The 26,392-nt window shown below is 57.2% G+C and carries 16 protein-coding genes and 1 tRNA gene; 13 read left to right on the top strand and 4 right to left on the bottom strand.

What is annotated here, in order from left to right; genetic code table 11:
• The first annotated feature begins 29 nt into the window (after positions 1 to 29).
• From ACP_RS07210 to ACP_RS07195, 4 genes are all read left to right on the top strand, one after another.
• Positions 30 to 404: a cupredoxin domain-containing protein gene (locus tag ACP_RS07210; RefSeq protein ID WP_052294727.1), complete on the top strand. Its 375-nt coding sequence runs from the start codon at positions 30 to 32 to the stop codon at positions 402 to 404.
• Between the two features lie 873 nt (positions 405 to 1,277).
• Entirely contained in the window at positions 1,278 to 2,654 is a 1,377-nt protein-coding gene (locus ACP_RS07205; RefSeq protein WP_083770545.1) for a TolC family protein, read from the top strand.
• Between the two features lie 59 nt (positions 2,655 to 2,713).
• Positions 2,714 to 3,856, top strand: a complete 1,143-nt coding sequence (locus tag ACP_RS07200) for an efflux RND transporter periplasmic adaptor subunit (RefSeq protein WP_052294726.1) — start codon at positions 2,714 to 2,716, stop codon at positions 3,854 to 3,856.
• A gap of 27 nt (positions 3,857 to 3,883) precedes the next feature.
• On the top strand, positions 3,884 to 7,033 hold the full coding sequence (locus ACP_RS07195) for an efflux RND transporter permease subunit (RefSeq protein WP_015896634.1): 3,150 nt from the start codon (positions 3,884 to 3,886) through the stop codon (positions 7,031 to 7,033).
• 118 nt (positions 7,034 to 7,151) lie between these two features.
• Here ACP_RS07195 and ACP_RS07190 read toward each other — a convergent pair.
• Positions 7,152 to 7,244: transfer RNA gene (locus tag ACP_RS07190), tRNA-Ser, on the bottom strand.
• A gap of 146 nt (positions 7,245 to 7,390) precedes the next feature.
• On the opposite strand from ACP_RS07190, the gene ACP_RS07185 reads away from it, so the two are divergent.
• Positions 7,391 to 8,746, top strand: a complete 1,356-nt coding sequence (locus tag ACP_RS07185; RefSeq protein ID WP_015896633.1) for an APC family permease — start codon at positions 7,391 to 7,393, stop codon at positions 8,744 to 8,746.
• Between the two features lie 3 nt (positions 8,747 to 8,749).
• Here ACP_RS07185 and ACP_RS07180 read toward each other — a convergent pair whose 3' ends face one another.
• Positions 8,750 to 9,298, bottom strand: a complete 549-nt coding sequence (locus ACP_RS07180; protein WP_015896632.1) for an inorganic diphosphatase — start codon at positions 9,296 to 9,298, stop codon at positions 8,750 to 8,752.
• An 86-nt stretch (positions 9,299 to 9,384) separates the two neighbouring features.
• On the opposite strand from ACP_RS07180, the gene purS reads away from it, so the two are divergent.
• Entirely contained in the window at positions 9,385 to 9,636 is a 252-nt protein-coding gene (gene purS / locus ACP_RS07175; RefSeq protein WP_015896631.1) for a phosphoribosylformylglycinamidine synthase subunit PurS, read from the top strand.
• 94 nt (positions 9,637 to 9,730) lie between these two features.
• Positions 9,731 to 11,614, top strand: coding sequence for a glutamine--fructose-6-phosphate transaminase (isomerizing) (glmS, locus tag ACP_RS07170; RefSeq protein WP_015896630.1), 1,884 nt, complete (start codon positions 9,731 to 9,733; stop codon positions 11,612 to 11,614).
• 13 nt (positions 11,615 to 11,627) lie between these two features.
• Here glmS and ACP_RS07165 read toward each other — a convergent pair whose 3' ends face one another.
• The gene (locus ACP_RS07165) at positions 11,628 to 12,635 is read right to left on the bottom strand and encodes a hypothetical protein (RefSeq protein ID WP_015896629.1); all 1,008 of its coding nucleotides are present in this window, start codon (positions 12,633 to 12,635) and stop codon (positions 11,628 to 11,630) included.
• 174 nt (positions 12,636 to 12,809) lie between these two features.
• On the opposite strand from ACP_RS07165, the gene ACP_RS07160 reads away from it, so the two are divergent.
• Together ACP_RS07160 and ACP_RS07155 are read left to right on the top strand one after the other, a co-directional pair.
• Positions 12,810 to 14,207: a glucoamylase family protein gene (locus ACP_RS07160; RefSeq protein WP_015896627.1), complete on the top strand. Its 1,398-nt coding sequence runs from the start codon at positions 12,810 to 12,812 to the stop codon at positions 14,205 to 14,207.
• Between the two features lie 351 nt (positions 14,208 to 14,558).
• Positions 14,559 to 18,083 carry a TonB-dependent receptor gene (locus ACP_RS07155; RefSeq protein ID WP_015896626.1) on the top strand — a complete coding sequence of 1,175 codons (3,525 nt, stop codon included), beginning with the start codon at positions 14,559 to 14,561 and terminating at the stop codon, positions 18,081 to 18,083.
• 82 nt (positions 18,084 to 18,165) lie between these two features.
• On the opposite strand, the gene ACP_RS17300 is transcribed toward ACP_RS07155, so the two are convergent.
• A complete protein-coding gene (locus ACP_RS17300; protein WP_015896625.1) occupies positions 18,166 to 18,915 on the bottom strand; it encodes a 4'-phosphopantetheinyl transferase family protein in 750 nt (249 codons plus the stop codon).
• Positions 18,916 to 19,055: 140 nt separating this feature from the next.
• Here ACP_RS17300 and ACP_RS07145 point away from each other — a divergent pair, with 140 nt between their 5' ends.
• The 4 genes from ACP_RS07145 (at position 19,056) to ACP_RS07130 (ending at position 26,392) form a co-directional block, all read left to right on the top strand.
• Positions 19,056 to 20,402: a nucleotide sugar dehydrogenase gene (locus ACP_RS07145; RefSeq protein WP_015896624.1), complete on the top strand. Its 1,347-nt coding sequence runs from the start codon at positions 19,056 to 19,058 to the stop codon at positions 20,400 to 20,402.
• Between the two features lie 23 nt (positions 20,403 to 20,425).
• Entirely contained in the window at positions 20,426 to 21,388 is a 963-nt protein-coding gene (locus ACP_RS07140; protein ID WP_015896623.1) for an SDR family oxidoreductase, read from the top strand.
• Positions 21,389 to 21,683: 295 nt separating this feature from the next.
• Positions 21,684 to 25,421 (top strand): TonB-dependent receptor, encoded by a 3,738-nt coding sequence (locus ACP_RS07135; protein ID WP_015896622.1) that lies wholly within the window; start codon positions 21,684 to 21,686, stop codon positions 25,419 to 25,421.
• 173 nt (positions 25,422 to 25,594) lie between these two features.
• Positions 25,595 to 26,392: an outer membrane protein gene (locus ACP_RS07130; RefSeq protein ID WP_041839379.1), complete on the top strand. Its 798-nt coding sequence runs from the start codon at positions 25,595 to 25,597 to the stop codon at positions 26,390 to 26,392.

The following is a 26,392-nucleotide window of genomic DNA, read 5'->3' as shown; positions in this document are numbered from 1 at the left end:
TGGCCGCCGTGTCTGGGGAAGAGAGAGCAATGCGGAGCCTGACCTTCACAAGAGCGGCCAAGCTTGTTGCTTACGTCGCGGTGGTATTCGCAGGGGTGATCCTGCTGTGTCCGGGATATGCTGTGGCGAAGATGCCGGTGATTGTTGTCCATGCAAGACGTTTCGCTTTTGTTCCTGCTCAAATCACTCTGCGGGTGGGACAGCCTGTGCGGTTGGTGTTCGTGTCTGACGATGTGACGCATAGCATTACCATTCCTGGCCTGGGAATTGATCTGCCAATCCGGCGCGGTTACCCGGCGGAAATCGTAGTTACTCCCAGTAGAAGGGGAGACTTTCGTGGAGAGTGTACGCATTATTGTGGCGCGGGCCACGACAGGATGAAGTTTGTGGTGCATGTGAAATGAATGGCCGAGGGAAGCAAGAGTGGAACGAGGGGCACGTGTCATGCGGCGTCGAGCTTATGCTGAGGAATTCAACTGCTGGGCTCATCTGATCTGGATGTCTGGAAATCTGAATGGTGACCCGACAGTAAGAATTCTGCTGGTCGCCAACGGGGATGCGCGGGCCGTGTATGAGGGGCTGGGGGCGTGGTCTTTCTATTCGCCTTGGATAAGGGATCTGATCAAGAGTAGAGACAGGCGAAAGCGCAGACCGTGCCCGAGAGCCGGTTCCAATGCGAAGCTGTTGATGCGAACAAGGCTGACGACGCTTCCTTCGTTGCGGGTTCCGGTGAGACAGCTCGAGTCCTACGGATTTGTCCGTGTGGATGGAGATGAAGCAGAGCCGGAAGTCATATTATCGATACGCGGTGAATAGAAATCACAGGCTGCTGGCGTCTTCAGCGGATTCGTGGCCATGGCTCCTTCTGTTAGACTGAGGCCAAGTATTTTCAGTTTTCAGCTAACGACTGATAGATTGAGACGTCCACATCGCAGTGACTCCGCGTGTGTAACGAAACAAGCCTGCCTGATGAAGAACCCCTGGAGAAATGTTTCCAAGGGGTTAACGAGGGTAGGTATTAGGGAACCGACTCGAGTCGGTCCTGACTTTTAGCTGTATTTTCTTCTTTGCCTTGGACATAAATCTACCAGTTCTACTCTCTTGACGACCAAGAGGGAGAAGTTGTCGCGCGACTCCTAAACGCGTGACAGGGTTCGTGTGTGTGCCGATTTCGATCGGGACGGATGGATGTGCCGCTGGCAGGGAAGCTGCCGTTGGCGGCGGTCAGCACAAGAAAGCTGTTGCGCGGATGTTAATTTTTCTCGCCCGGGCCAGACATGCTCGCTACGGAAGCGAGGCGGTGCGGGTGCGGGCTTGAGGAGAGAATGATTTTCAAGAATCGTCTTGTTATGTTTTTGAAGCGGCAATGTTGCTTTTGCGGAGCGGGCTTCCTTTTTGCGGCCATTGCTTTCACCGGCGTTGCCACTGCCCAGGCGGGAAGCTCCCAGCCTGACGTGCGCATAAGTCTGGATCAGGCGGAGCAGATGGCTTTGGCCCACAATCGCACTCTGCGCGCCGATCTCATGTTGATTTCGGAAAGCAAGGCAAATGAGATTACGGCCGGGTTGCGGCCTAATCCGGTGTTTGACACGGATGCGCAGTTCATTCCGTTTTTTTCTCCGAGCAATTTGAACTCGGACTACATGGATAACAGCGCTCAGTTTGACGCGGGCCTCAGCTACAAATTTGAGTTGTATGGCAAGCGCAAGGCGCGCATTCAGTCGGCCCGGGCTGCGACTGTTGTGACTTCATCGATAATTAGCAACGATGAGCGGCAGTTGCGTTATCAAGTAGCGACTCAATTCATCAACGTGTTGTATGCAGAGTCAAAGCTGCGCTTTGCTGAGCAGGATCTTGCGACTTTTGACAAGAGCCTCTCGATCAGTCAAAAGCAATACCAGGCTGGCAGCATCAGCCATGGCAATTTGCTCAAGTTGCAGTTGCAGCGTCTGCTTTTTCAGACGGACGTGACCTCTGCCCAGGTGGCGGTTGTTCAGGCGAAAGACAATCTTCGTCAACTGGTGGGCTTTGATTCGGTTCCGCAAAACTATGATGTGATCGGCAAGCTGGAAGCTCCGCAGCCGAAGCTCGGCCTGATGGATATGGAAGCGGATGCGCTGAAAAGCAGGCCCGATCTGCAGGCGGCGCGGCAGCTTATTTTGCAGTCTCAGAGCCAACTTCATCTGGCGAAAGCTGATGCTCATCCTGATCTTGGAACGACAGTGGATTACACGCATCTGGCCGGCAATAACGATCTGAGCGCTTTTGCCACGATCGGGATTCCGATCTTCAATCGCAACCAGGGAAACATTGCAAAGGCCAGTGCCCAGATCACTCAGGCGCAAGAGCAGGAGCGCGCCGCCGAGCAGCTGGTATTGACGCAAGTACGCAGTGCGTACGCCCGGCAACAGAGCGCACTGCAGGTCGTGGACCTGTACGAGTCCGGCTATTTGAAAGAAGCGCAGCAGTCGCTTTCGATCAGCCAGTATGCATATCTGCGTGGCGACACCAGCCTGCTCAATTTTCTTGATGCCGAGCGTAGCTATCGCACGGTGGAGTTGAACTATCGGCAGGCTCTTGCCACGGCCATGCTTTCAGAGCAGCGCCTGGAAGAGTCCATTGGTATGTCTGTGCCTTCGGGAAAGGTTCATTGATGATGAAGCAAAGTCGTAGTGTGAGCAATGTTTTTCAGACTGCAGGGGTTCGCAGAAGGATGTTTCACTGGCAGGGCTATTGCCTGATGGCCGCCGCTGTGGGTGCGATGAGTCTTGGCCTGGCCGGATGCGGCCATAAGTCCAATGCAGAGACGTCCACGGGAAAGACGCAGGTGATTGAACAGTCCTCTGATGGTTCGGTCATCACGTTAGATCCATCGGTGGCCAAGCATTTTCAGCTTGCGCAGACGCGCGCGATTGATATGCCTGACAAGTTCTCAGCGCCCGGCGTGATTGCGCCCGATGTCAGCCGTACTGTCAGCGTGTTCTCGCTTGCGAATGGCTTTGCGGTGAAGGTTCCTGCGCAGTTGGGTGAGCAGGTGACCAAGGGGCAGGTGCTCGCGGTGGTGGATAGTCCTGATCTTGCCAAGGCGATCAGCGTGTACCAGACCGCGAAGGCGCAGCTTGATCTGAGTGGAAAAGAGCTGAGCCGCGAACAGGGGCTGTATCGTCATGGAGCGGCTCCACGCAAGGCGCTGGAGCAGGCTCAATTTGCTGAGCAGCACGCACAGATTGATGAGCAGTCGGCGGCGAGGGAGATTGAAATTCTTGGCGGATCGCTCGAGTCGCCCTCGCCGTTCGTTACGGTGCGATCTCCGATCAGCGGCACCATTATCGAGCAGAAGATCTCTCGTGGCGAGGCGGTCGAGAACTCTTACCTCTTCCAGGTTGCGGATCTGTCGCGCGTGTGGGCGCTGTGCAGCCTTTATGAAAATGATCTCTCGCGCGTGCAGGTAGGGGATGCGGCGCAGGTAGAAGTCTCTGCTTATCCTGACCTGAAGCTGCAGGGCAAGGTCAGCAATATCTCCCATATCCTCGACCCGGCAACGCGTACTTCTCAGGTGCGCGTGGTGCTGGATAATCCTCAGGGATTGCTGAATCCAGGCATGTTTGTAACGGCCGGCTTCACTTCGGTTCGCAAGTCGCCGCAGGTTCTTGTTCCGGTTACGGCTTTGTTCCAGTTGCACGACCAGTTCTGGGTATTTGAGCCGGTCAAGCCCGGAGTATTTCGCCGTGTGCCTGTCACAGTGGGGGCGGTGGTGAGTCCTGGATGGCAGGTGGTTACCGCAGGATTGCAGGCGCACCAGAGTGTGGTTGCCAACTCGTTGGGCTTCTCAGCCGCCGCATCGCTCGAGAACTAACGGCATAGCGAACTGCCGGGGATATATATGATTCAGAAAATTGTTGATTTAGCTTTGCGCCAGCGCTTTCTTATTCTTGCTATCGGCGCATTATTGCTGGCCTGGGGTGCCATTTCTTTTTATAACCTGCCGATTGAGGCCTACCCGGATGTTGCTCCGCAATGGGTGCAGGTGATTGCGCAGTGGCCTGGGCACGCACCGGAGGAGATCGAAAAGCAGATCACGCTGCCCATCGAGACTCATATGAACGGCATCCGGAACATGACGAACATTCGTTCGCACACGATGTTCGGGCTGGCCGTGATCAGCATGACGTTCAGCGGGCACTCCAACGATCAATGGAATCGTGAGCAGGTTCTGGAGCGGCTCTCCGATGTCACCCTGCCGAATGGTGTGACGCCCCAAATAGGACCGGATTACAGCCCTGTGGGGCAGATCTACTGGTACACGCTGCGCAGCACCAATCCGAAATATGACCCAATGGAGTTGAAGGCGCTGCAGGACTGGGTCATCAACCGGCGTATGAAGTCGGTGCCCGGCGTGGTGGGCGACTCCAGCTTTGGGGGGATGACGCGCGAGTACCAGGTACGTCTGGATCCGGACAAGCTGACGGAGTATGGCCTGTCTATCGGCGACGTAGAGCAATCGCTCAAGGAGAACAACTACAACGCAGGCGGCGGTTTCATTGAGCATGGCCAGCAGATGTTTGATGTGCGCGTCATTGGCATGATGCAGAACACCACCGACATCGCCAATACCGTGCTCAAGCAGGTGAATGGCACGCCGGTGCATGTGAGCGATGTGGGCCGCGTGGTTGAGGGACACGTCGTGCGCCTAGGGCGCATTGGCGAGACCGTTCGCAAGTCCGGTGGCACGATTGTAGACAACAACGATGTGGTGGAAGGCATCGTGCTGCTGCAGAAGGGAGCTCCGACCGAGGCGACGCTGAAGGGGATTGAGAAAGAGGTCAAATATCTCAATGCTCATGTGCTGCCCAAGGGAGTCAAGATCGTACCGTATCTTGACCGCAGCACGCTGATCCACTTCACGACGCACACGGTGCTGACGAATCTGACGATCGGCTTTCTGCTGGTGACGGTGATTCTTTTCATTTTTCTCGGCAATGCTCGCAGCGCGTTTATCGTTGCGGGAACTATTCCGTTCTCATTGCTTTTTGCGGCTACATGCCTGAATACCCGCCATATTCCGGCGAATCTGCTGTCACTGGGTGCGCTGGATTTCGGCATGGTGGTAGACGGCACTGTGATGATGGTCGAGAACATCTTTCGCGTTCTTTGTCATGACGACGGAAAGAAGCTCACCAAGTTTGAGCTCATCGGATTCGCAGCGCACGAGATTCAGCGTCCTGTATTTTTTGCGGTCATCATTATCATCGTTGCTTATCTGCCCATCTTTGCTTTGCCCGGCGTGTCAGGGCTTTTGTTTACTCCGATGGCTTGGACCGTATCGTTTGCCCTGCTGGGAGCGCTGATCTTTGCGCTGATTGTGGCTCCGGTGCTTTCTAGTTTCCTGTTCAAGCCGGGCATGCGTGAGTGGCATAACCCCGTGCTGGTGTATCTGGAGACGCAGTACGCGAAAGGGTTGAGCTGGTGTCTGCAGCATCGCCGTGCCGTGCTGTGGTCTTCGGGCGGATTGTTTCTCGTTATGGTTTTGCTGGGCATGAGCGGCGTCATCGGGTCAGAGTTTCTTCCGCATCTGGACGAAGGCGCCATCTGGGTGCGCGGCATGCTGCCGATGAGCACCGGGCCGACCATGGGCGCCGAGGTGGCTCACAAGACTCGTTTGATCCTTGCGTCTTTTCCTGAAACGACCATGGTGGTCAGCCAGGATGGCCGGCCTGATGATGGCACCTCTGCTTCCGGCTTCTTCAATACGCAATACTATGTCGGCTTGAAGCCACAGTCGGAATGGCCGATGCCGTACCGCTCCAGCAAGGCTCTGCTGATTGAAGCGATGGACAAGAAGCTCAAGGAAGAGATTCCTTATGCGGGATGGAACTTCTCCCAGCCGATTCAGGACAACGTAGATGAAGCGGTCAGCGGCGTGCGCGGCGAGAACGGCGTGAAGGTCTTCGGGCCTGACTTGAAGGTGCTCGCGGAGAAGGCGAAAGAGGTGCAGGCGGCTCTGAATACGGTCCCGGGCGTGGTGGATACGGGTATCTATCATGTGATGGGGCAGCCGAATGTGAACATCACCGTCAGCCGCTCCCTGGCCAGCCGTTATGGCATCAGCGTCAGCGCGATACGTCAGGCCGTGGAAGGCGCGGTGGGCGGTAAGGTGGTGAGCCAGATTCTGCGCGGAGATGAACGCTTTCCGCTCTCGGTGCGATATGAGAAGCAGGACCGCACCTCGGTGCAGGCGATTGCGTCGATTCGCATCCTGTCGCCCTCGGGCGCGCGTGTTTCGCTGGGGCAGCTCTGCCATATCAGTATTCAAGAGGGCCCCTCGACGATCTTCCGCAACAATAACGAGCGATTTATTCCCATCAAGTTCGGCGTTCGCGGCCGCGATCTTGGATCGACCGTGAAGCAGGCGATGCAGGTGGTGCAGTCGAAAGTGAAGCTGCCGCAGGGCTATCACTTTGTGTGGGCCGGCGAATACACGAGCGAGCAACAGGCGGACCATCGCCTGGATGAGATTATTCCCATCGCGATCATCGGCATCGCGCTGCTGCTGTATTTTGCATTCAATTCATTCAAGTGGGTATTCATTATTCTGCTCGACGTTGCGCTTGCACCGTTGGGAGGATTGCTGGCGCTGCTGGTCACGCATACCTACTTCAGCGTATCGAGCGGTGTGGGCTTGCTGGCGCTGTTTGGCGTGTCGATTCAGATTGGCATGATCATGCTTGAGTACATCAACCAGTTGCGGTCTCGCGGGCATTCGATTGAGGAGGCTGCGCTCGAAGCCGCACGTGTGCGTCTGCGCCCCATCCTGATGACGATGCTGGTGGCCACGCTGGGCCTGCTGCCGGCCGCCATGTCGCACGCCATCGGCTCAGATGCTCAGCGGCCTTTTGCGATTGTGATTGTGGGCGGACTCACGCTGACCCTGGTGATCAGCCTCTTCCTGCTGCCGACGTTGTATGTCGTTCTTGCGGGGCCGAACGACAAACTGCCGATGGAAGAAGAAGATCCTGTGGAGCAGCACGCCTAGGATGCCGGCCTGGCGGCGCTGCAACGGCGCGCCAGGCCGCATTCAACGCACATAAAGGCAGCTTTGCCCGTGGCTTGCTTCGATTGAACTGGATTTTTTCAGGAATTGCGGGAAGGTATGGCGGAGAGAGGGGGATTCGAACCCCCGATAGAGCTTTTGACCCTATAACGGTTTAGCAAACCGCCGCCTTCAGCCACTCGGCCATCTCTCCGGGGTTGCCATCACGAGTATATAGGATGGCCGGGGATTCGCGGAAAGCCTTTCACGGAAATCTGCTTGTAGCCGCGATTCGGGCGTGCTTTGAGAGCGTTTTGATTTATTCTTCGACTCATTGCATTTGCCGTGAAAGGGAGGCCGATGGCCCTGTCTTCGCGCCCGTTTCGAGGGCGCAAACTCACATTGCTGCCGCTGGTGATGGCCACCTATTTCATGGTGTCGGGCGGCCCCTATGGGATTGAAGACATTCTGGGCGGCGCGGGCTTTGCCGGCGGGTTGCTGATTCTGATCTTGCTGCCGCTGGTGTGGAGCCTGCCGACGGCGTTGATGATTGGCGAACTGGCCAGTGCGATTCCGGCCGATGGCGGGTTTTATGTGTGGGTGCGGCGCGGGCTTGGGCCGTTCTGGGGCTTTCAGGAGGCGTGGCTTTCGCTGACGGCGAGCATTTTTGACATGGCGATTTATCCGGCGCTGTTTGTGCTGTATCTCGGTAAGCTGGCTCCGGCGCTGACGGCCGGGCATCGCGCGGAGCTGTGGATTGTTGCGATCATTGGAATCTGTGCGCTGTGGAACCTGCTGGGCGCACGGCCGGTGGGCGATGGCGCGACCTGGATGTTTGGGTTGCTGCTGGCTCCTTTTGCCGTGCTGTGCGGCTATGCGGTGATGCACGGGATGGAGCATGGGGCTTCGCTGGCGGTAGCCGAGCATTGCGGCGGCGCGGGGATGGGCACGGCGATTCTGGTAGCGCTGTGGAATTACATGGGCTGGGACAATGCCTCCACGGTGGCGCAGGAGGTGGAGCGCCCTCAGCGGAACTATCCGCGCGCGATGGTGTGGGCCATTGTGCTGGTGACGGCGACGTATGCGATTCCTCTGGCGGCGATGCGGATGGCGGGGGTGAATTGCACGGACTTTCAGACAGGCGCGTGGGCCGATGCGGCCACGCACCTGGCCGGGCGCTGGCTGGGAGTGGCGATTGTGGCCAGCGGGACGCTGAGCGCGATAGGCATGTTTAACGTGCTGATGCTCTCGTATACGCGGCTGCCCTATGCGATGGCGGAAGATGGCATGCTGCCGCGTGTGCTGGCGCGGCGCAACCGGAGGGATGTTCCGTGGATGGCCGTGCTGGTCTGCGCGGTGGGATGGGCATGGGCGGCCCAGATGAGCTTTGAGCGGCTGCTCTCGATTGACATTATTTTGTATGGCGGCAGCCTGATGCTGGAGTTTGCCGCGCTGGTGGCGTTGCGGCTGCGCGAGCCGCATCTGGAGAGGCCGTTCCGCGCGGGCAGTCTGGCGTTCGCGGTGCTGCTGGGGGTGGTTCCGGCAGGGCTGATTGTGTTTGCGGGATATTTATCGCGTGGAGAGCAGATGGCCGGCATGCCGGCGCTGCTGTTTGCCGCACTGCTGGCTGGTGGAGGGCCGGTTGCCTATCTGATGAGCCGGTGGGGGAGAAGGTGGGCGGCGCAGCCCGGGGTGTTGCCCGCCGCCCAGGATTGATGGCTACTTTTTGGCCGACGCCGCGGCGGCCTTTGCATCCTTGAAATTCTGCACCGAGCGGACGACACGGTCACGCGCGTAGGCTGCGTCATGCCAGCCCTGAATTTCGACACGCTTGCCTTCCAGATCCTTGTAGATCGAGAAGAAGTGGGTGATTTCCTTGAGCATGTGCGGATAGATTTCCGAGTAGTTCCAGACGTCGCTGTAGCGGGGATTGTTTTTGCCCACCGCAAGAATTTTTTCGTCGAGCACGCCCTGGTCAAGCATTTCGAGCACGCCAATGGGGCGCACACGCTGCAGGCAGCCAGGGAAGCTGGGTGCATCGACCAGCACCAGCACGTCCAGAGGGTCGCCGTCATCGCTCAACGTGGAGGGGATGAAGCCGTAATCGCCTGGGTAGTGGACCGGTGAGTAGAGGTTGCGGTCGAGGCGGAAGACGTGAAGTTCTTTGTCGTATTCATACTTGTTGATGCCTTCAAGCGGTATTTCAATGACCGCATTGACGACTTCAGGCACGTTTTCCCCGGGAGGCAATTCCAAATAATTAGCCATAAATTTCCTTGCTTGGTGAGTCTTGGTTATAGCCCGATACGTCTTGTTCGGGCGTTTGGGTATAGAACCTTTTATAATCAAGCACGATGAAGGCGCATGTCCATGTCACGTTAAAATCTACTGTGCTTGACCCTCAGGGCCAGGCGATCCACAACGCACTCAAGAAGATGCAGTATCGCGGTGTGGAAGCCGTACGGCAGGGCAAGTATTTTGTGCTGACCCTCGATGACTCTCTGGACGCCGAGACGGCCCAGAAAGAAGTAGAGCGGATCGCACGCGAAGTGCTCACCAATCCGGTGATTGAAGAGTTCCGTTTTCATCTGGAAGACTCGAAGTAGACGCGGGACGGGCGCGGTGCGGTCCGGCGTATGCCTTGCAGCGTAGCCATCCGCAGCGAGCGTGCCTGCCCATGCAGGAAAGGCTCCCTGAATTATGTGCGGCATTGTTGGATACGTTGGTAAGCGGAAAGACGTCGTTCCGGTCATCATTGAGGGGCTGCGCCGCCTGGAGTATCGCGGCTACGATTCGGCGGGCATCGCCATTGGCGGCCTTAGTGACGGACTGGAGCTGCGCCGCGCCCCCGGCAAGCTGCGCCGGCTGGAAGAGGTGATTCGCGAGCGTCCGCTCGAAGGCACCTATGGCATTGGCCACACGCGCTGGGCTACGCATGGCCGCCCCACCGAGGAAAATGCGCATCCGCACCGTGACTGCACGGGCCGCATTGTGGTCGTGCACAACGGCATCGTGGAGAACTACCTGGCACTCAAGCATGAGTTGACGGCCAAGGGTCACAAGTTTGTTACCGAGACAGATACAGAAATCATTGCGCACCTGATTGAACAGGAGCTGCACGAGGCGAAGGATGCCGGAAATGCGCTGGCATTGGACGAAGCGGTGCGCCGGGCGATTCGCCGGCTGGCGGGAGCTTTTGCTATCGGCGTGATCAGTGCCGATGAGCCGGATACGATTGTGGCCGCGCGCAATGGGCCGCCCGCGATTGTGGGTCTGGGCGACGGTGAGAACTTTATGGCTTCGGATGTGCCGGGCATTCTGCATCACACCCGCGATCTGTATTTTCTGGAAGACGGTGACATGGCTGTGCTGAAGCCGGAGGGCGTGCGCCTGATGGATTTTGCGGGCAAGCCGGTCGAGCGCAAAGTGCAGCGGATTCAGTGGGACCCGATTCAGGCGGAAAAGGGCGGCTACAAGCACTTCATGCTCAAGGAGATTTTTGAGCAGGGCCGCTCGATTCGCGAGACTACGTTGAGCCGCATTTCGCTGGATAGCGCCAAGGTGTTTCTGAGCGAAATGCAGATCACGGAAGAAGAGTTTCGCTCGGCGACCAAGATCAACATCGCGGCCTGCGGTACGAGCTGGCATGCGGCCATTGCCGGCAAATTCATGATCGAGCGGCTGGCCCGCGTTCCAGTGGAGGTGGATTATGCGAGCGAATACCGGTACCGCGATCCGATTGCCGATCCGCATGCACTGGGGCTGCTGATTTCGCAGTCCGGTGAGACGGCCGATACGCTGGCCGCGCAGCGCGAAATGATGGCCAAAGGCTCAAAGACGGTGGCCATCTGCAATGTGGTGGGCGCGGCATTGGCGCGGGAAGCTCAAGGCACGATCTACACGCATGCGGGGCCTGAGATTGGCGTGGCCTCAACGAAGGCCTTCACCGCGCAGCTTGTGGCGGTGTTTCTGTTTGCGCTGCATCTGGCGCAGGTGCGAGGCTCTGTGACCGAGGATGAGAGCCGGCATCTTCTGGAGGAGTTGATCGCTCTGCCGGGCAAGGTGCGGGACGTGCTGCGCAGCTGTGATGCGGAGTGTGAGCGGCTGGCGCGAGTCTACTCCAGCGTTACGGACTTTCTGTTTCTTGGGCGTGGCATTCACTATCCGATGGCGCTCGAAGGCGCGCTCAAGCTCAAGGAAATTTCCTATATTCACGCCGAGGGTTATCCCGCCGGGGAGATGAAGCACGGCCCGAATGCACTGATTGACGAGAAACTGCCCGTAGTGGTGGTCGCCACGAAAGATCCGAAGGATGCGGGCTCGTGCCTGCGCTATGAGAAGACGCTCTCAAATATTCAGGAAGTGACGGCGCGATCTGGCAAAGTGATTGCAGTCGCGGTGCATGGCGATGAGGACATTGCACAGGTGGCCGATGAGGTGATCTATGTCCCCGCAGCGCCGGAGCTGCTGCTGCCGGTGCTGGATGTGTTGCCGCTGCAGTTGCTCGCCTATCACATCGCGGTGCGGCGCGGCTGCGACGTGGACCAGCCACGAAATCTGGCAAAATCCGTGACAGTGGAGTAGCCGGGCGTAGAGCTTAAAAGCGATAATCCGGTTTTAATTCGCATTGGAAGACGGTGGAGTTTTCACTCTGTTTGCTCTGCTGAGAGTTGCAGGTTGCCCAGCTCATGTAGAGGCCGCTCGAGAGAGGGAAAACTATGGAGCGGTTGCCAATCTCGGCGAGAATGCTGGGGCCTTCTGCGGTGGGGGGCAGCGTGAAATGCATATCTCTACCGAAGATGACCGGATAAGACTCTCGTAGCTGGGAAGAGATGGAGTTGCGGTAAACCTCTGCTTCCACGAGGAATGTCGTGGTATCCGACCAGTCCACTGCGGAGACCAAGATGGTTTTTGTGGCGTTGCCCGATTGATGAAGATGCACGCGGGTGAAAGGGCAAGGCCCGGCGATGCAGAGCACGCGCACGTTGCGAAATTCATTGTTGGAGCCGGCTTTCAAGGTGATGGTTCCCTTGGCCGCCTTCCAGAATCCATTAGGAGAACAGGGAGCCTGATTGTGGCAGGGGACGTTGCCCTGATTGATAACCTCAAAGGTTTTCACAGCCGTCCCGATATTCGTCATGGCCTGTGCGTTCACCGTGTACCGGATGATCACATTGGAAACAACTGTCTGATTGCGCTTTTCGGCATTGCTTGAGTGCGCATCCTGCTCCTTGAGTGGAATCACATAGAGCTTTCTGAGGTTGGAGCGGGGCGTCAGCGGAAGGTTCGTGATGTAGGGCGCGTATCCGCTCTTGCGGACAATAAGCGCGGCGTTTTTAGGCAGGCGGATGCCTGCGCGAAATGTCAGCTTGAAAAAGCCGGATTTGTCAGACTCCGCGCTGGCAAGCGTAGTGCCGTTTGATACGGTGACATTGGCGCGATCAATGGCGACCTGCTTGCGCGGGTCTACGTTGCTGCGAATCACGGTGCCCTGAATGGTGATGAGTCTGGGCTGCCAGTGGGTGGCCAGCATGGTAAGCGCGACAGCCAGGAGTGCTGCCGCTGCCAGGACCACCGCAAGGAGGATGCCTCTCTTTCGCCGCATTGGTTCAAAATCTCCGCAACTTATATGACGCTCTCTGGGCGGATTCGGGCGGCTTGTGTTTGCGAATATCGTGAGGCTATCTGTGTGCATCCAATGACCCTAGGGCCGGCATGCAGATGCTGAATCATGGACCGGCCGCAGGAAAAGCACCTTGGATTCTGTTGGGCAGGTGGGATGCGAAACGATCCGCGCCAGAGAGACATTGAGTCCGCGATGACTCGAAGAGAGCTGCTGCGCAAGCTGGCGTATGCTTCGCTTGCTTTACCGATGACGCAGTCTGCGCCAGGGTTTTCAAGACATAGCGGGGATGAGGGGGCAGACCAGGACAGCGGCCCGCAGCCAGCGAAACTGCCCCCGCCCTCACAGTTGACCGATGAGGATGACAAGTTTCTCAACGATCTTGAGGTGGCCAGCTTTCGCTTCTTCTGGGAACAGGCGAACGCAAAGACCGGCCTGATCAAGGATCGATGCAAGGTGACCGGCAATGACACGAGCACGGTGGCCAGCATTGCGTCGAGCGGGTTTGGGCTGACGGCCATTTGTATCGCGGAGAAGCGGGGCTTCATTCCTTATGAGCAAGCGCGGCTGCGCGTGGTGCAGTCGCTTGCGTTTCTGTGGCACAAGATGCCCACGCATCGCGGCTTTTTCTTTCATTTCGCGGATATCAACACGGGCGAACGCGTGTGGGACTCTGAGCTTTCGTCAGTGGATACCGCGATTCTGCTTTGCGGTGTTTTGATGTGCCGTGCCCACTTCTACAAAGACAGGGATATTCGCGAGCTGGCGCATGCGATTTTTGACCGTGTGGATTGGACGTGGCTTTCAGAAGATACCGAATTGCTGTCGATGGGGTGGACGCCGGAGTTGGGCTTCATTCCGTCGCGATGGGGACAGTACAGCGAGTTGATGATGATTTATCTGCTCGGCATGGGGTCCTATACGCATCCTTTGCCGCCGGATACGTGGCTGGCCTGGAAACGTAACTATTTCGAGTACGATGGACTTCGCTACATCGGCTCGTATGCGCCTCTGTTCGTTCACCAATATTCACAGGCGTGGTTTGACTTCAGGAATAAGCACGACAAATTTGCTGATTACTATCTGAACTCGGTGATTGCGACCGATGCTCATCGTATTTTTTGCTTGCAGTTGAGAAAAGAATTCTCTGATTACAGTGACTCACTTTGGGGGATCACTGCTTCTGACTCGCAGCATGGGTATGTGATCTGGGGTGGTCCGCCCGCGATGGGGCCGATTGATGGAACCGTCGTGCCTTGCGCTGCCGGCGGGTCACTGCCGTTTCTGCCGGCGCAAACGATGCGGGTGCTGCGCAATATTCACGATCATTACCCCAAAGCATGGTGCCGTTACGGGTTTGTGGATGCCTTCAATCCATTGACCGGCTGGTATGACACAGACGTGATTGGAATTGATGTGGGCATCATTATGCTCATGGCTGAGAATGCGCGCAGCGGATTTGTGTGGGAGACCTTCATGAAAAATCCTGAAGCACGGCGCGGAATGGCGGCTGCCGGGTTTGCCTCCTATTCTCCTAAGGGGAATTATCCGTAATTACCTGTGTCGCGAAAAATATTCATGCGCGGCAACAAGTAGTGCTATCTGACAGTTACAAAGGCAATTTGTGCGCTGCAAGGGCGGGACACTGCTATGCCCGGTCGAGAACGGGTTTTCATTTCATTGCGGCGCAGGCCAACCTCTTCGATGCGAATCTCTTCTCAGTACAACTAGAGTTGGTGTCGTAAACGAAAACAAATTATCGTCGCGAAGCCCCACCCTGTATCCCTGACGGATTTCATCCGCGGATTTCTGCCCGAAGAGGGTTTATGGGACCAGCTCCAGCAAGTTGCAAGACAGGGTCTGAATCAGCAACTGGCACGTTCTTCCTTTACTGGAGCGCCCGAGATGAGTTCATCTTTCCCCCGTCCATCTCTGGGGATTGCACTTCGTTGCATTCTCCTCACCGTTTTAATTGCCGTCGCTGTTCCTGGAGCCATTGGTCAGTTTCGCGGTTCTTTGTCGGGCACAGTAACAGATTCGACCGGAGCTGTGATTCCGGGTGCGAACGTGACATTGCGCGACCTCTCTACCAACCACACACTCACGGCCAAAACCAATCGCAGCGGTGTGTACGTTTTTAACCAACTGCCGCCCAGCCATTTTGCATTGACCGTCAGCAGCAAGGGATTTCGCACCAAAGTGCTTCCAGATGTGGGCATTGTTCCTGAACAGCCCAACACGAAAAATGTGCAGATGCAGGCCGGCTCCGCGGCGCAGACAGTGACGGTGAATGGCAATCAGACGCCGCTGCTGGAGACCTCCACTGCCAGCATTGGCGGCACCATCAGCAGCCGCGAGATTCAGCACATGCCTTCGTTTGGGCGCGATCCGTTTCAACTGGCGCAGCTCGCACCCGGTGCCTTTGGCAATGGAGCGCAGGCTGCGGGCGGGGGTGCCTCCTCACTCCCAGGTAGTAATCGAAGCTCGACGGGCGCCGCAGGCGGCATCTTCACGACGGAGAACGCGCCGCAGGTGGTCGCCAACGGCAATCAAAACGAGAACAATGGAATCTCAATTGACGGTATCAGCACGGTGAGCGCGGTGTGGGGCGGTGCATCCGTGATTACGCCGAGCGAGGATTCGATTCAAGACGTCAAGATTGTTACGAATTCCTACGATGCGGAGAACGGACGCTTCAGCGGCGCGCAGATTCAGGTCATTTCAAAATCCGGCTCAAACCGCGTGCATGGCAGCGCATTTCTGCTCGCCTATCGTCCTGGACTGAATGCTTATCAAGCGTGGAATGGCCCGGGAAGCCTTGCCGCCGGCACGCCCGCTTCGCGTGGCCTGACGAAAGACACGCAACGCTACAACCAGTGGGGAGGCAGCATCGGCGGCCCTTTCTGGAAGAATCATCTCTTCGGCTTCTTCAACTACGAGACGCTTCGTAACAATACTGTCACCACTTCGCTCGGATGGTATGACACGCCGCAGTTCGACGGCCTGGCGCCCAGCGGCAGCATTGCCTCAAAGTTTCTTACTGTTGCAGGCGCAGGCGTGAGCAATCTGGGGCAGGTTGCTGTTACCTGCGATCAGGCCGGGCTTGTCGAGGGGCAAAACTGCCGCACCGTCAATGGCGGTCTCAATATCGGGACGCCGCTCACCAACGGGCTTGGCCATCAGGATACGAGCTATACCAGCGCCAGCAATCCGGGCGTGGGCAATGGGTTGGGCAGCACGCCGGACATTGCGGAGTACACTACGGCGAATCCTACGACGATCAACGACGCACAGTACAACGGCCGCTTTGATGCGGACATTGGCGCGAAGGATCGCGCCACCTTCACGATCTATTGGGTGCCAGAGACGACAACGAACTACAACGGCACCGTGCGGCCCTATAACTTCTGGCATCACGATTCCATTAACGATGCTTTCTCTGGCATTTGGGATCACACCTTCTCGCCTACACTGCTGAATGAGGCTCGCGCCAATGCCGCAGGCTGGCGGTGGAATGAGATTCAGTCCAATCCGCAAGCGCCTTTTGGGCTGCCGCAGGACAACATTTCGCAGATCGGCAATCTGAATAACAGCTCGCCCGGCACGACCTTTAACTACTTTGGTGCGGGAGGTCCCAGTGTTTTTGATCAGTGGACTTACAGCTATGACGATGTGCTCACCAAGGTGGCGGGCAATCATAACCTGAAGTTCGGAGGGGGCCTCACGCGCCTCTACTACCTGAGTGAAGTTCCTTACTCGGCGCGCCCGAACTATACGTTCTATAACGTGTGGGATTTTCTCAATGATGCGCCGGAGGCGGAGTCCGGGACCTTCAATCCCATTACGGGTACACCCACCATCAATCGCCAGGATGATCGCGAAGATCTCTGGGATGCATTCGTGCAGGATGACTGGAAGGTGAGCCCCACTCTGACGCTGAATCTGGGCCTGCGCTGGTCGTACTTTGGTCCACTCTCTTCGAAGGAGAACAACCTCAGCATTGTGGAGTTTGGCTCGGGGCCGGCCATGCTCACGAATATGCATATGCGCCTTGGCGGCAACCTTTATAACGCGCAGAAGCAGAACTGGGGTCCGCAGTTTGGCTTTGCGTGGAGCCCGGCCCGCGAAAACGGGCACATGGTATTTCGCGGCGGATTTGGACTGAACTATAACCAGGAAGAGATTGCGATTGCCGCCAGCGGAGTCAACAACGTTCCGCTTGTGGTGAATTCAAGCTTCAACAGCACGTCTCCCACGCAGATCAATCCTGACATTGTGTACGGCGTGCCGGGCGACGTGCATTCGCTGCTAGGTTACCCGGCCAATCCAAATGCCATTGTCAGCTTCAACTCTGCCCACTTGCCGAGTTCGGGTACGGTTGTGCTGGCGGCGTTTCCTGCAAGCATTCCTACGCAATACACCTATCACTATTCGCTGGATACGCAGATGCAGTTTGGGAAAGAGTGGGTGGCCACACTCGGGTACCAGGGCAGCACCAGCCGCCACACCATCACACAGGAAAACCTCAACGCCTATGCGGACGCTCTGCATATCCCGTTTAATCCCGCGGTGGATGTGATCAACTATTTCAGCAATGAGGGCAATGCCAATTACAACGCAATGCTGGCTACGCTGAAGCATCAGTTTTCGCGCGGGTTTATGGCCGAGGCGCAATACACGTGGTCCAAGAGCATGGACGACGGCTCGCAGCCTTATTACGAGGATCCGTATCCTTATGATCCGCGGCTTGCGTGGGGGCGCTCCGACTACAACGTGGAGAATGCCTTCCGGCTCTATGGGCTGTGGCAGCCGAATTATTTCCATAACCAGAATGGTCTGCTGGCCAAGACACTCGGTGGATGGACTCTGAGCGGGATTCTCAATCTCGACACGGGTTTTCCGTGGACGCCTACGTTCAATGGCGTGCAGAATGGCCAGCTCTATTACAGCGGCAGCGGTTATGGAACGCTGCGGCCCGCAGCGTATCTCGGCGGAAACGGGCATGACATGAGCAATACGGCTCTTGAAGCAGGACACCCGAACGTCAATTATCCACAGGGCAGTCTCGCCTATTTCGCGATTCCGTCTTACACCCCGGTGACGGCTCCGTTCCCGGCGCAGTTTGCCGCGCCTCCGCCGCCAGGGGTCGCACGCAATTCCTTCACAGGGCCGAACTATCGCGATCTGGATGCGACGATTACGAAGGCGTTTGGATTGCCGGATAACAGGATTCTCGGCAACCACGCGGCGCTGGAATTTCGTGTGGACGCATTCAATGTGTTCAACACGGTGAACCTTAATCCCGGAAGCATCGACACGAGCATCGCGAATCAGAGTGGCTCCACGTTTGTGAGTAACCCCACCTTTGGCCAGGCGCGCAGCGCTCTTGGCTCACGCATCGTAGATATGCAGGCGCGCTTCAGCTTTTAGCGGACGATGATGGGATTGGTGCAAAAGCGGGAGGGGCATTGCCTCTCCCGCTTCTGCTGGTTGACCGGAGATACTTTCGGCCTCAGGCCCGGAATGTGAGATGGCGAAGCTCCACCTTAGCTGGACGCGAAGACGCGACCGCGCCGAAGAGACCGGGTGTCGAAGGCAGATCTTGCAGGTGCCAGCGAAGGATTGCTCCGTCCCCATTTTCTGCGTCCACCGGGAAAAGGCCAGTGAACGGGGCTAGCCCGGTGGTGGTGCGGCGCAGATGCGGGTAGACGCCGCGGCCCTCGGCTTTGCCGAGCGCTTCCTTGCGCGTCCAGTCACGGAAAAAAGCGGCATCCTGCTCGCTGCGTGGCAGGGCGTTCATCTCCTGATGCTCAGAGGGTGTGAGCACGCGACGCCAGAGATGCGGATCGATCGGGTGCGGCACCTGAATATCTAGCCCAACCTCGGCGTCACAAGCAATGACCAGCCCGCACCAGGCCTCAGAATGGCTCAGGTTAAAAGCAAGTGCTCCAGTGGTTGCGGGAACTGCATCCAAACTGGGTTTTCCGTGCGCATTTTTGCGGAACCGTACCTGAGCGGAGGAGATGCCGAGATACCCGGCGAGAATCTCTCGCGTGCCGGTGTGCGACCGCACCCAGAGGGCACGATGCCGGGCCACGCGAAAGCGGTTCGCACGCTGCTGCTCGGCTGCGCTGAGAGACAGTATTTCGTCTTCGCTCAGAGGGCTGTCACTGACCTGCCAGAGCCAGACATGGAGGACGCCGGGCGGTGGTGCTGGCCTCGAAGGGCTTGTGTGGAAAGGCTCTGGTGCGGATTGGCTCATCTGTCTCTCATTGTGCCAGTGCAGGAAGTGCCAGAAAAGGGAAAGTCGCAGCCTGGAATGAGACAATGGAGGTTACGCGCAGGAAGGGGCTGCCCGCTCCGAGTCCTGTATTTTGAAGCAGTCAGGGAAGCACAAAGTCTATGTCCACCATGCTGGAAGCACATCCATTACAGACCTCGATTCGCCAGCGCACGGCCCGGCTGGGCGTGATCGGCCTGGGCTATGTCGGCCTGCCGCTTGCAATGATGTATACCCGCGCGGGATTTCAGGTCACCGGGTTTGACGTCGATCCCGGAAAGGTCGCGACGCTCAACAGCGGCGGCTCTTATATCAAGCGCATCCTGCCGGAAGAGATCGAGCAACTGCGCGAGATCGGTTTCAAGGCGACGACGGATTACGCCGACATCAGCCAAATGGATGCATTGATGATCTGCGTGCCGACTCCGCTCAATGAGCACCAGGGACCAGACATGACCTATATCGAAGACACGGCGCGGGCCATGGGGCCGCATCTGCGTGCCGGTCAGCTGATCATTCTGGAGAGCACCACTTATCCCGGCACCACCGAGGAAGTGCTGATTCCGCTACTGGAGCAGACAAGTGCGGCGGATCTGCGGGCATTTCGTGATGGCCGAGACGAAGCCTGCTGCTTTCATGTGGCATATTCTCCCGAGCGCGAAGATCCGGGCAATACCACGGTCGAGCGTGCGGACATTCCGAAGGTGATTGGCGCTCCTGCAGAGTTAACGCGGACCCTGGCCGGCGAGCTTTATCGCAGCATCTTCAAGACGATTGTTCCGGTATCGAGCGCTGCCGCGGCAGAGATGACGAAGCTGCTTGAGAATATCTACCGCTGCGTGAACATTGCGCTGGTCAATGAGCTCAAGCTGCTGTGCCAGCGCATGGATCTCGATATTTGGGAGATCATTCACGCGGCGCGCACGAAGCCCTTCGGCTTTCAGGCGTTCTATCCCGGGCCAGGGCTGGGCGGCCACTGCATCCCTATCGATCCGTTTTATCTCTCATGGAAAGCCAAGGAAGTGGATTTTTCGACGCGCTTCATTGACCTCGCCGGTGAAATCAATACGTCGATGCCGTATCACGTGGTGGAGTCAGTGATTGCCGCGCTAAACGATCACGGCAAGGCGCTGAAGGGCAGCCGCATTCTGGTGCTGGGGCTGTCGTATAAGAAGGATATTGATGATCTGCGGGAGTCACCTTCGCTGGCCTTGATTGAACTGCTGCGCAAGCGCGGGGCAGACGTCTACTATAACGATCCGTTCTTCCCGGAGGTGGGTCATGGACGGCATTACGACCTGAACATGACTTGCACGCCGCTCGAGAATCTGGATCGCTATGACTGCATTTTGATTGCGACCGATCACTCGGATTACGACTACGCGCGCATTGTGCGTGAAGCCAAATTGGTGGTGGATACTCGCAATGCCACCGGCGGTTTGACCGCAAGCAACGTGGTACGTTGCTAAGCAAGATTCGAAAGGATGCATGCATGAGGATTCTGATCACAGGCGCGGCCGGATTCATTGGTTCTTCGCTTGCCAAGCGGGCCGTCGCGGAAGGTCATTCAGTGATTGGCGTCGATAATCTGATCACGGGAAATCGCGAGAATCTGGCCGCGATCGATGCCGCTATTGATTTTCGCGTTGCTGACATTCGTAATCGTGAACAGATGCAGGAGTTGTGCCGCGGCGTGGAAATTATTTTTCACGAGGCGGCGCTGCCCTCTGTCCCCAAGTCGGTGCTCGATCCGCTCACCAGTCATGAACATAACGTGGAAGGCACCGTCAGCGTGCTGCTCGCGGCGAAAGAGCAAAAGGTCAGGCGAGTGGTCTATGCTGCTTCGTCCTCGGCGTATGGAGAGTCGCCAACCCTGCCGAAGCATGAAGCGATGATCCCCGCGCCGATCTCACCCTATGCCGTGCAAAAGCTGACGGGAGAGTATTACATGCAGTCCTTCCAGCGCGTGTATGGAATGGAGACGGTCTGCCTGCGCTACTTCAATGTCTTCGGGCCGTTTCAGGCTGCGGACTCGCCTTACTCGGGCGTGCTGGCCAAGTTCATTACCTCGCTGCTGCAGGGCGAAGCGCCGACCATTTTTGGCGACGGCCAGCAAAGCCGCGATTTCACCTACATCGACAATGTGGTGGATGCCAATTTTCTGGCGGCCACAGCTCCGGCAGACGTTGTGAGCGGCAAGGTTTACAACCTCGCCTGCGGAGAGCGTCATTCGCTGCTGGATACCTTTCGTATTCTCGCGGAGATGACAGGCTTCGCTGGCGCGCCTGTCTTTGGTGCGGCTCGCAACGGCGACATTCTGCACTCGCTGGCCGATATCAGCCTGATCGCGCGCGAGATGGGGTATCAGCCGCAAGTGAATTTTGAAGAGGGGTTGCGGCGAACGGTCGCATGGTATGCCGAGGCTCTGAAGATGCAGACGCCGTTGTCAATCTGATAATCGTACCGGTCACAGTTCTGAATATAAAAACCCCTGCAAATGCAGGGGTTTTTTGCTTATATGAAAGCTCTCAAACGGAGCGCCGAATTCTATCCGTGACTACATGAGGTTTCAAGATGGCAAGCAACCTCTACGTCAACTTTTCCTCCCATAGGTAATCTCCTATTTATTTTTTCTTGAATTCTCATGAGTCCTGTCTCAGAATGAGGACTCTCACACAGCTACAGATTCGGCCATAGGCACTCATCGGCCGGAGATTTCGTGATTTTGCAGTATTTTTCCTGGAGGTAAAGTGACACGGTTCTATCGCGGTCTCGTTATTGCTCTCTTCCTTTGCGTAATGTCGAGCCTGGGCTGGGCCCAGGTGGCCACGACTTCGGTTCATGGCGTCGTGCATGATCCCAGCGGCGCAGTGATTCCAGGCGCAAAAGTAACTCTGACAGATACAGTCGATCACAAGGCTCTCTCCGTCACGACGGATGGCCAGGGCGGATACAACTTTGTGCAGCTCACTCCGGCGACCTACACCATTCAAGTGGATGCCACCGGTTTTGCCGCGCAGACCAAGGAAGCCGAGCTGCTGGTCAATCAGCCGGCGACCATTGACTTCACCATGTCACTGAATGCCTCGACACAGGTCGTCAACGTCAGCGCGGAGGCGCAGACGCTGAACACCACCGATGCTTCGCTGGGTGGTGCGATGAACAATGCGACCATCCAGGCGCTGCCGAGCGAAACGCGCAATGTGCCGGATCTGCTTTCGCTGCAGCCGGGCGTGCTCTATTTGCCGCAGCAAAGCAACGCTGCCGGAGACAGCCGCAGCGGCTCAGTCAACGGCGTGCGCTCTGATCAGAGCGACGTCACCATTGACGGCATTGATGACAACGATCAGCAGCATAACTATGCTTTCACGGGCATTCTGCGCGAGACGCAGGACTCGATTCAGGAATTTCGCGTGACGACGGGGAATGCGAATGCCGATGCCGGCTACTCGGCCGGTGCGCAGGTGGCGATGGTCACCAAATCCGGAACCAATCAATTTCATGGCGCTGCGTATGAGTACTATCGCCCACCGCTGACGGCGGCGAACAACTGGTTCAACAAGCAGGCACAAATTGCCAGTGGAGAACCGAATATTCCGGCCAAAGTACTGCGCAACATTTTTGGTATGGATGTGGGCGGCCCGATTCGCAGGAATAAGCTGTACTTTTTTGCAAATTATGAAGGCTTCAGAAAGGCCGAGGATACAGAGGTCACCGAGACTGTTCCGACGGCTGCCTATCGTCAGGGGTATTTGACCTATACCGGTGACACCGCCAACGGCAGCACGGAGAATGTGGTTCTTTCGCCCTCGCAGGTGGCGCAACTGGATGCTGGCTGCCAGGTGTGCAATACGGCTGCCTATCCGTATGGACCGGGTCCCGACCCTGCCGCGCAGCAGTACTTCAATTCGATGCCGCTGCCAAACGGGCAACTGACGGGAGACGGGGTCAACGAAGGCTCCTACACATTTGCTTCTCCCAATCCGGTCTCGTTGAACACCATGATCGCGAGGATCGACTGGACGCCTACCGCCAATCAGCATTTGTTTATTCGCGGCGGCTTACAGAAGGATACGACGGATGATGTTGAGCAGTTCCCGGGGCAGGGGCCGTCATCTGTGAATGAAGACAACAGCAAGGGCATCATCGCGGGCGATACCTGGATCATTTCGCCGAACCTGGTAAATGATCTTCGCTATGGCTATATCCGCCAGGGATACAGTGATCGCGGTGTCGGTTCCGGAGATTACGTGGATTTCCGATTCCTCTCCACGACAACGGCCGAGACGCGCACCACGATTGTTTCCGTTCCAGAGCACAACATTGTCGATAACCTCAACTGGAACAAGGGACGTCACAACTTCCAGTTTGGCGTGAACTATCGCTTCATCACGCAGAACCGGTCGTCGGACGCAAACTCCTTCCAGAGCGCGACCAGCAATCCTTACTGGCTCGGCGGCAGCCCGCCGGACCCCAATGCGATGCTGGGTGCGGACCCAGTGGATACAGGCTTCTCCAACTCTTACCAGGTTGCTTTTGCCAACCTGGTGGGTACCGTGCCCTCGGTGACGAACATTTATAACTACCAGATCACCGGTCCGACCTCAGGCACGCTGCTTGCGGATGGCGCTTTCATCAACCGTCACTACCGCTCGCAGGAACTGGAGTACTACTTGCAGGACACATGGCGGCCGACGCCGAACCTGACGGTGACGTTTGGTATTCGCCACACACTGCTGGGAACGCCCTGGGAGACCAGCGGGCAAGAAGTTGCGCCTACGATTGATACGCACACCTGGTATCAGCAGCGCGAAGCGTCTGCCTTGCAGGGACAAATCTACGAACCGAATCTGAGCTTCGCTCCCACGGGGCCTTACTATGGCAAGCCTGGCTTCTACCCAATGCGGAAGAACGATATTGCACCCCGGCTTGCGATTGCCTACGCGCTGGGAAGCAAGACGTCGATTCGCGCCGGCTTTGGTATGTACTATGACCATTTTGGCGAGGCCTTGGTGAATACCTTTGACCAGAATGGTTCTTTTGGCGTGAGTAGCTCGATCACTGATCCTGCGAACACATACACGACCAATACCGCGCCGCGATTCATTAGCAGAAGCACGCTGCCTTTTAGCAACGGCGCTGCGGCTGCGTCCGCGACGTTTCCTTACGCGCCTCCTTCCGGCTTGAATGGTTTTGCCATTACCTGGGGACTCGATAGCCAGATGAAGACCCCCTACACTGAAGCCTTCAACTTCTCAGTGCAGCGCATTCTGCCTGGCGGATTCACGCTGGAGACAGACTATGTAGGTACCCTGGGACGGCACCTGCTGCAGGCGCTTGACCTGGCTGAGCCTCCAGACTTTGTGGATACACAGGGCGGCGGCGATTATTACGCTGCCGGGGCTCAACTGTCCCGGGATGCGGACCAGAACGGTGGCAGCCCCAGCGCCCAAGTCACTCCCATCAAGTACTTTGAAGATGTTTTCCCTTGGATGGCGAACTATGACTACCAGGGCGAGAGTGCAACGCAGGCAATCTATACGAATGAGTGGGCACCTTACCGCTCCAATTTGGGGGCGACCACTGCTTTGGCCGATGTTGATTTCTTCGGTCCGCTGCAGGGCTTTTATCCGGCCCCCAGCAACTGGGTGCCGCACTTCTGGCAGCAGCAGTTTTCCTCGTTGTATGCGCTCTCGGCCATGGGCATGAGCTACTACAATGCGGGGCAGATCATTCTGCGGCATCCCACCTCGCATGGGTTGCAGATGACGATCAGCTACACCTTCTCGAAGTCGATCGATGAGGGCTCTGACGCCGAGCGCAACACGGAATTCAGCAATCCGAATGGTTCCTTCAGCTCCATCATCAACACATGGAAGCCGGAACTGAACCGCGCGGTTTCTGATTTCGACACCAGGCACCTGCTCACGGTGGACGGGGTGTATGAGCTTCCGTTTGGCCGTGGCCGTACGCTGTTTGCACACGACAACGCGATCACGGACTTCTTTATCGGCGGATGGCAGTTGACAGGCATCAGCCGTGTGAGCAGCGGTTTGCCGTTCTCGGTCTTTGAGCCGGGATACACGACCAACTGGCAGCAGCCGGGGTTTGGCATTGTCACCGGGAAGGTCAAGGTGCATAAGCATTTCGACAGCAACGGGAACCCGCAGTACTTTGAGAATGTCAATACCATCAACCAGGGCGTCTCGACCGGCGGTCCGATTCGTCTCCCTTATGCCGGCGAGACGGGCGAGCGCAACAAGTTCCGGGGCGATGGGTACTTTGACATCGACTCGGGCCTGGATAAGAACTTCTCGCTGCCTTACGGCAAGGTGGAGTTCTCCTGGGAGGTTTATAACGTCACCAATTCGGTGCGCTTTGACCCTGCTTCAATTGGCAGCCAGTTGACCTCAGGGAACCTGGGAATTGCGAGCAATACCCTGACCCAGTCACGCCGCATGCAGTTTGCCCTGCGGTATGACTTCTAGGGTTTTCCACTGGAAATGGCGCCGGGAAGTTCTCCCGGCGCCATTTTCTTTTCCGCCGATTCGCCGGGGAAAAGCAGCCAAGGATGCCCGCTAAATGCTTTAATGAGAGCACAGGCAAATTTCTGGCTTTTCTGTCCCCGAGTGGCAGTGAGTCATGGAGGGCTTACAGGTTCATGTGGTTTCGCAAGTGTTTCGGGTACGCCGTGTATCCGGCTCTCGCCCTGGCGTTCGCTTTTCCTCAGCTTTCGCGCGCGCAGCAGTCGCTCACACCGTCTTCCTCGCAGGATCAGATGCAGCAGTACCAGCCGCCGCAGGCAACCCAGCAGCGCGCCCTGGTGCTACAGGAAGCGCAGCGCCGTCTGGATGCGCGCCGCCGGCAGCGCATTCATCAGCTAGATATTCAGACGTACAACCACAAGTATGAGCTCTTCTTCGGCGGCGGATACCTGCGTTTTCGCCCAGGGCAATACTTGCAGCACAATCAGGAAGTGGCCTGGAATCTGGGGCTGACCGATTATCTGAAGGGTGATCTGGGCATCACGGCAGAGGTTCGTGGCTATTACGGCTCGGCCTACACGAACGCACACCCGAACGGCGTGAACCGTGCTTACCAGCCAAACATCACCCAGTATGTATACATGGCTGGCCCGACGTACCGCTTTTACCATGGGCAGCACTGGGGCTGGACGGCGCAGGTACTCGGTGGCGTCGGGCAGGGCAAGTTCAGCATCGATACCAACGGCTTGCCTCCTGAGGATGTGGGGCTTTACAAGGATCAGTGGTCGCCCGCGATTAACGTCGGCGCTTCGGTGGACTACAACCTGAGCCCTGGGCTGGCTCTGCGCCTGACTCCGAACATGCTTATCACGAATTATGGCAGCCAGATGCAGTACAACAAGGGGTGGCAGATCGATCTCGTGTACCGCTTCAAGCACCGGCGGAATTACACGTTTGGCCGTCACCGGAAGTAG

The sequence above is a fragment of the Acidobacterium capsulatum ATCC 51196 genome (genome assembly GCF_000022565.1).
Lineage (GTDB): Bacteria > Acidobacteriota > Terriglobia > Terriglobales > Acidobacteriaceae > Acidobacterium > Acidobacterium capsulatum.
The sequence above is the reverse complement of the archived record's forward strand: the minus strand, read 5'-3'. Positions and strand labels throughout refer to the sequence as shown.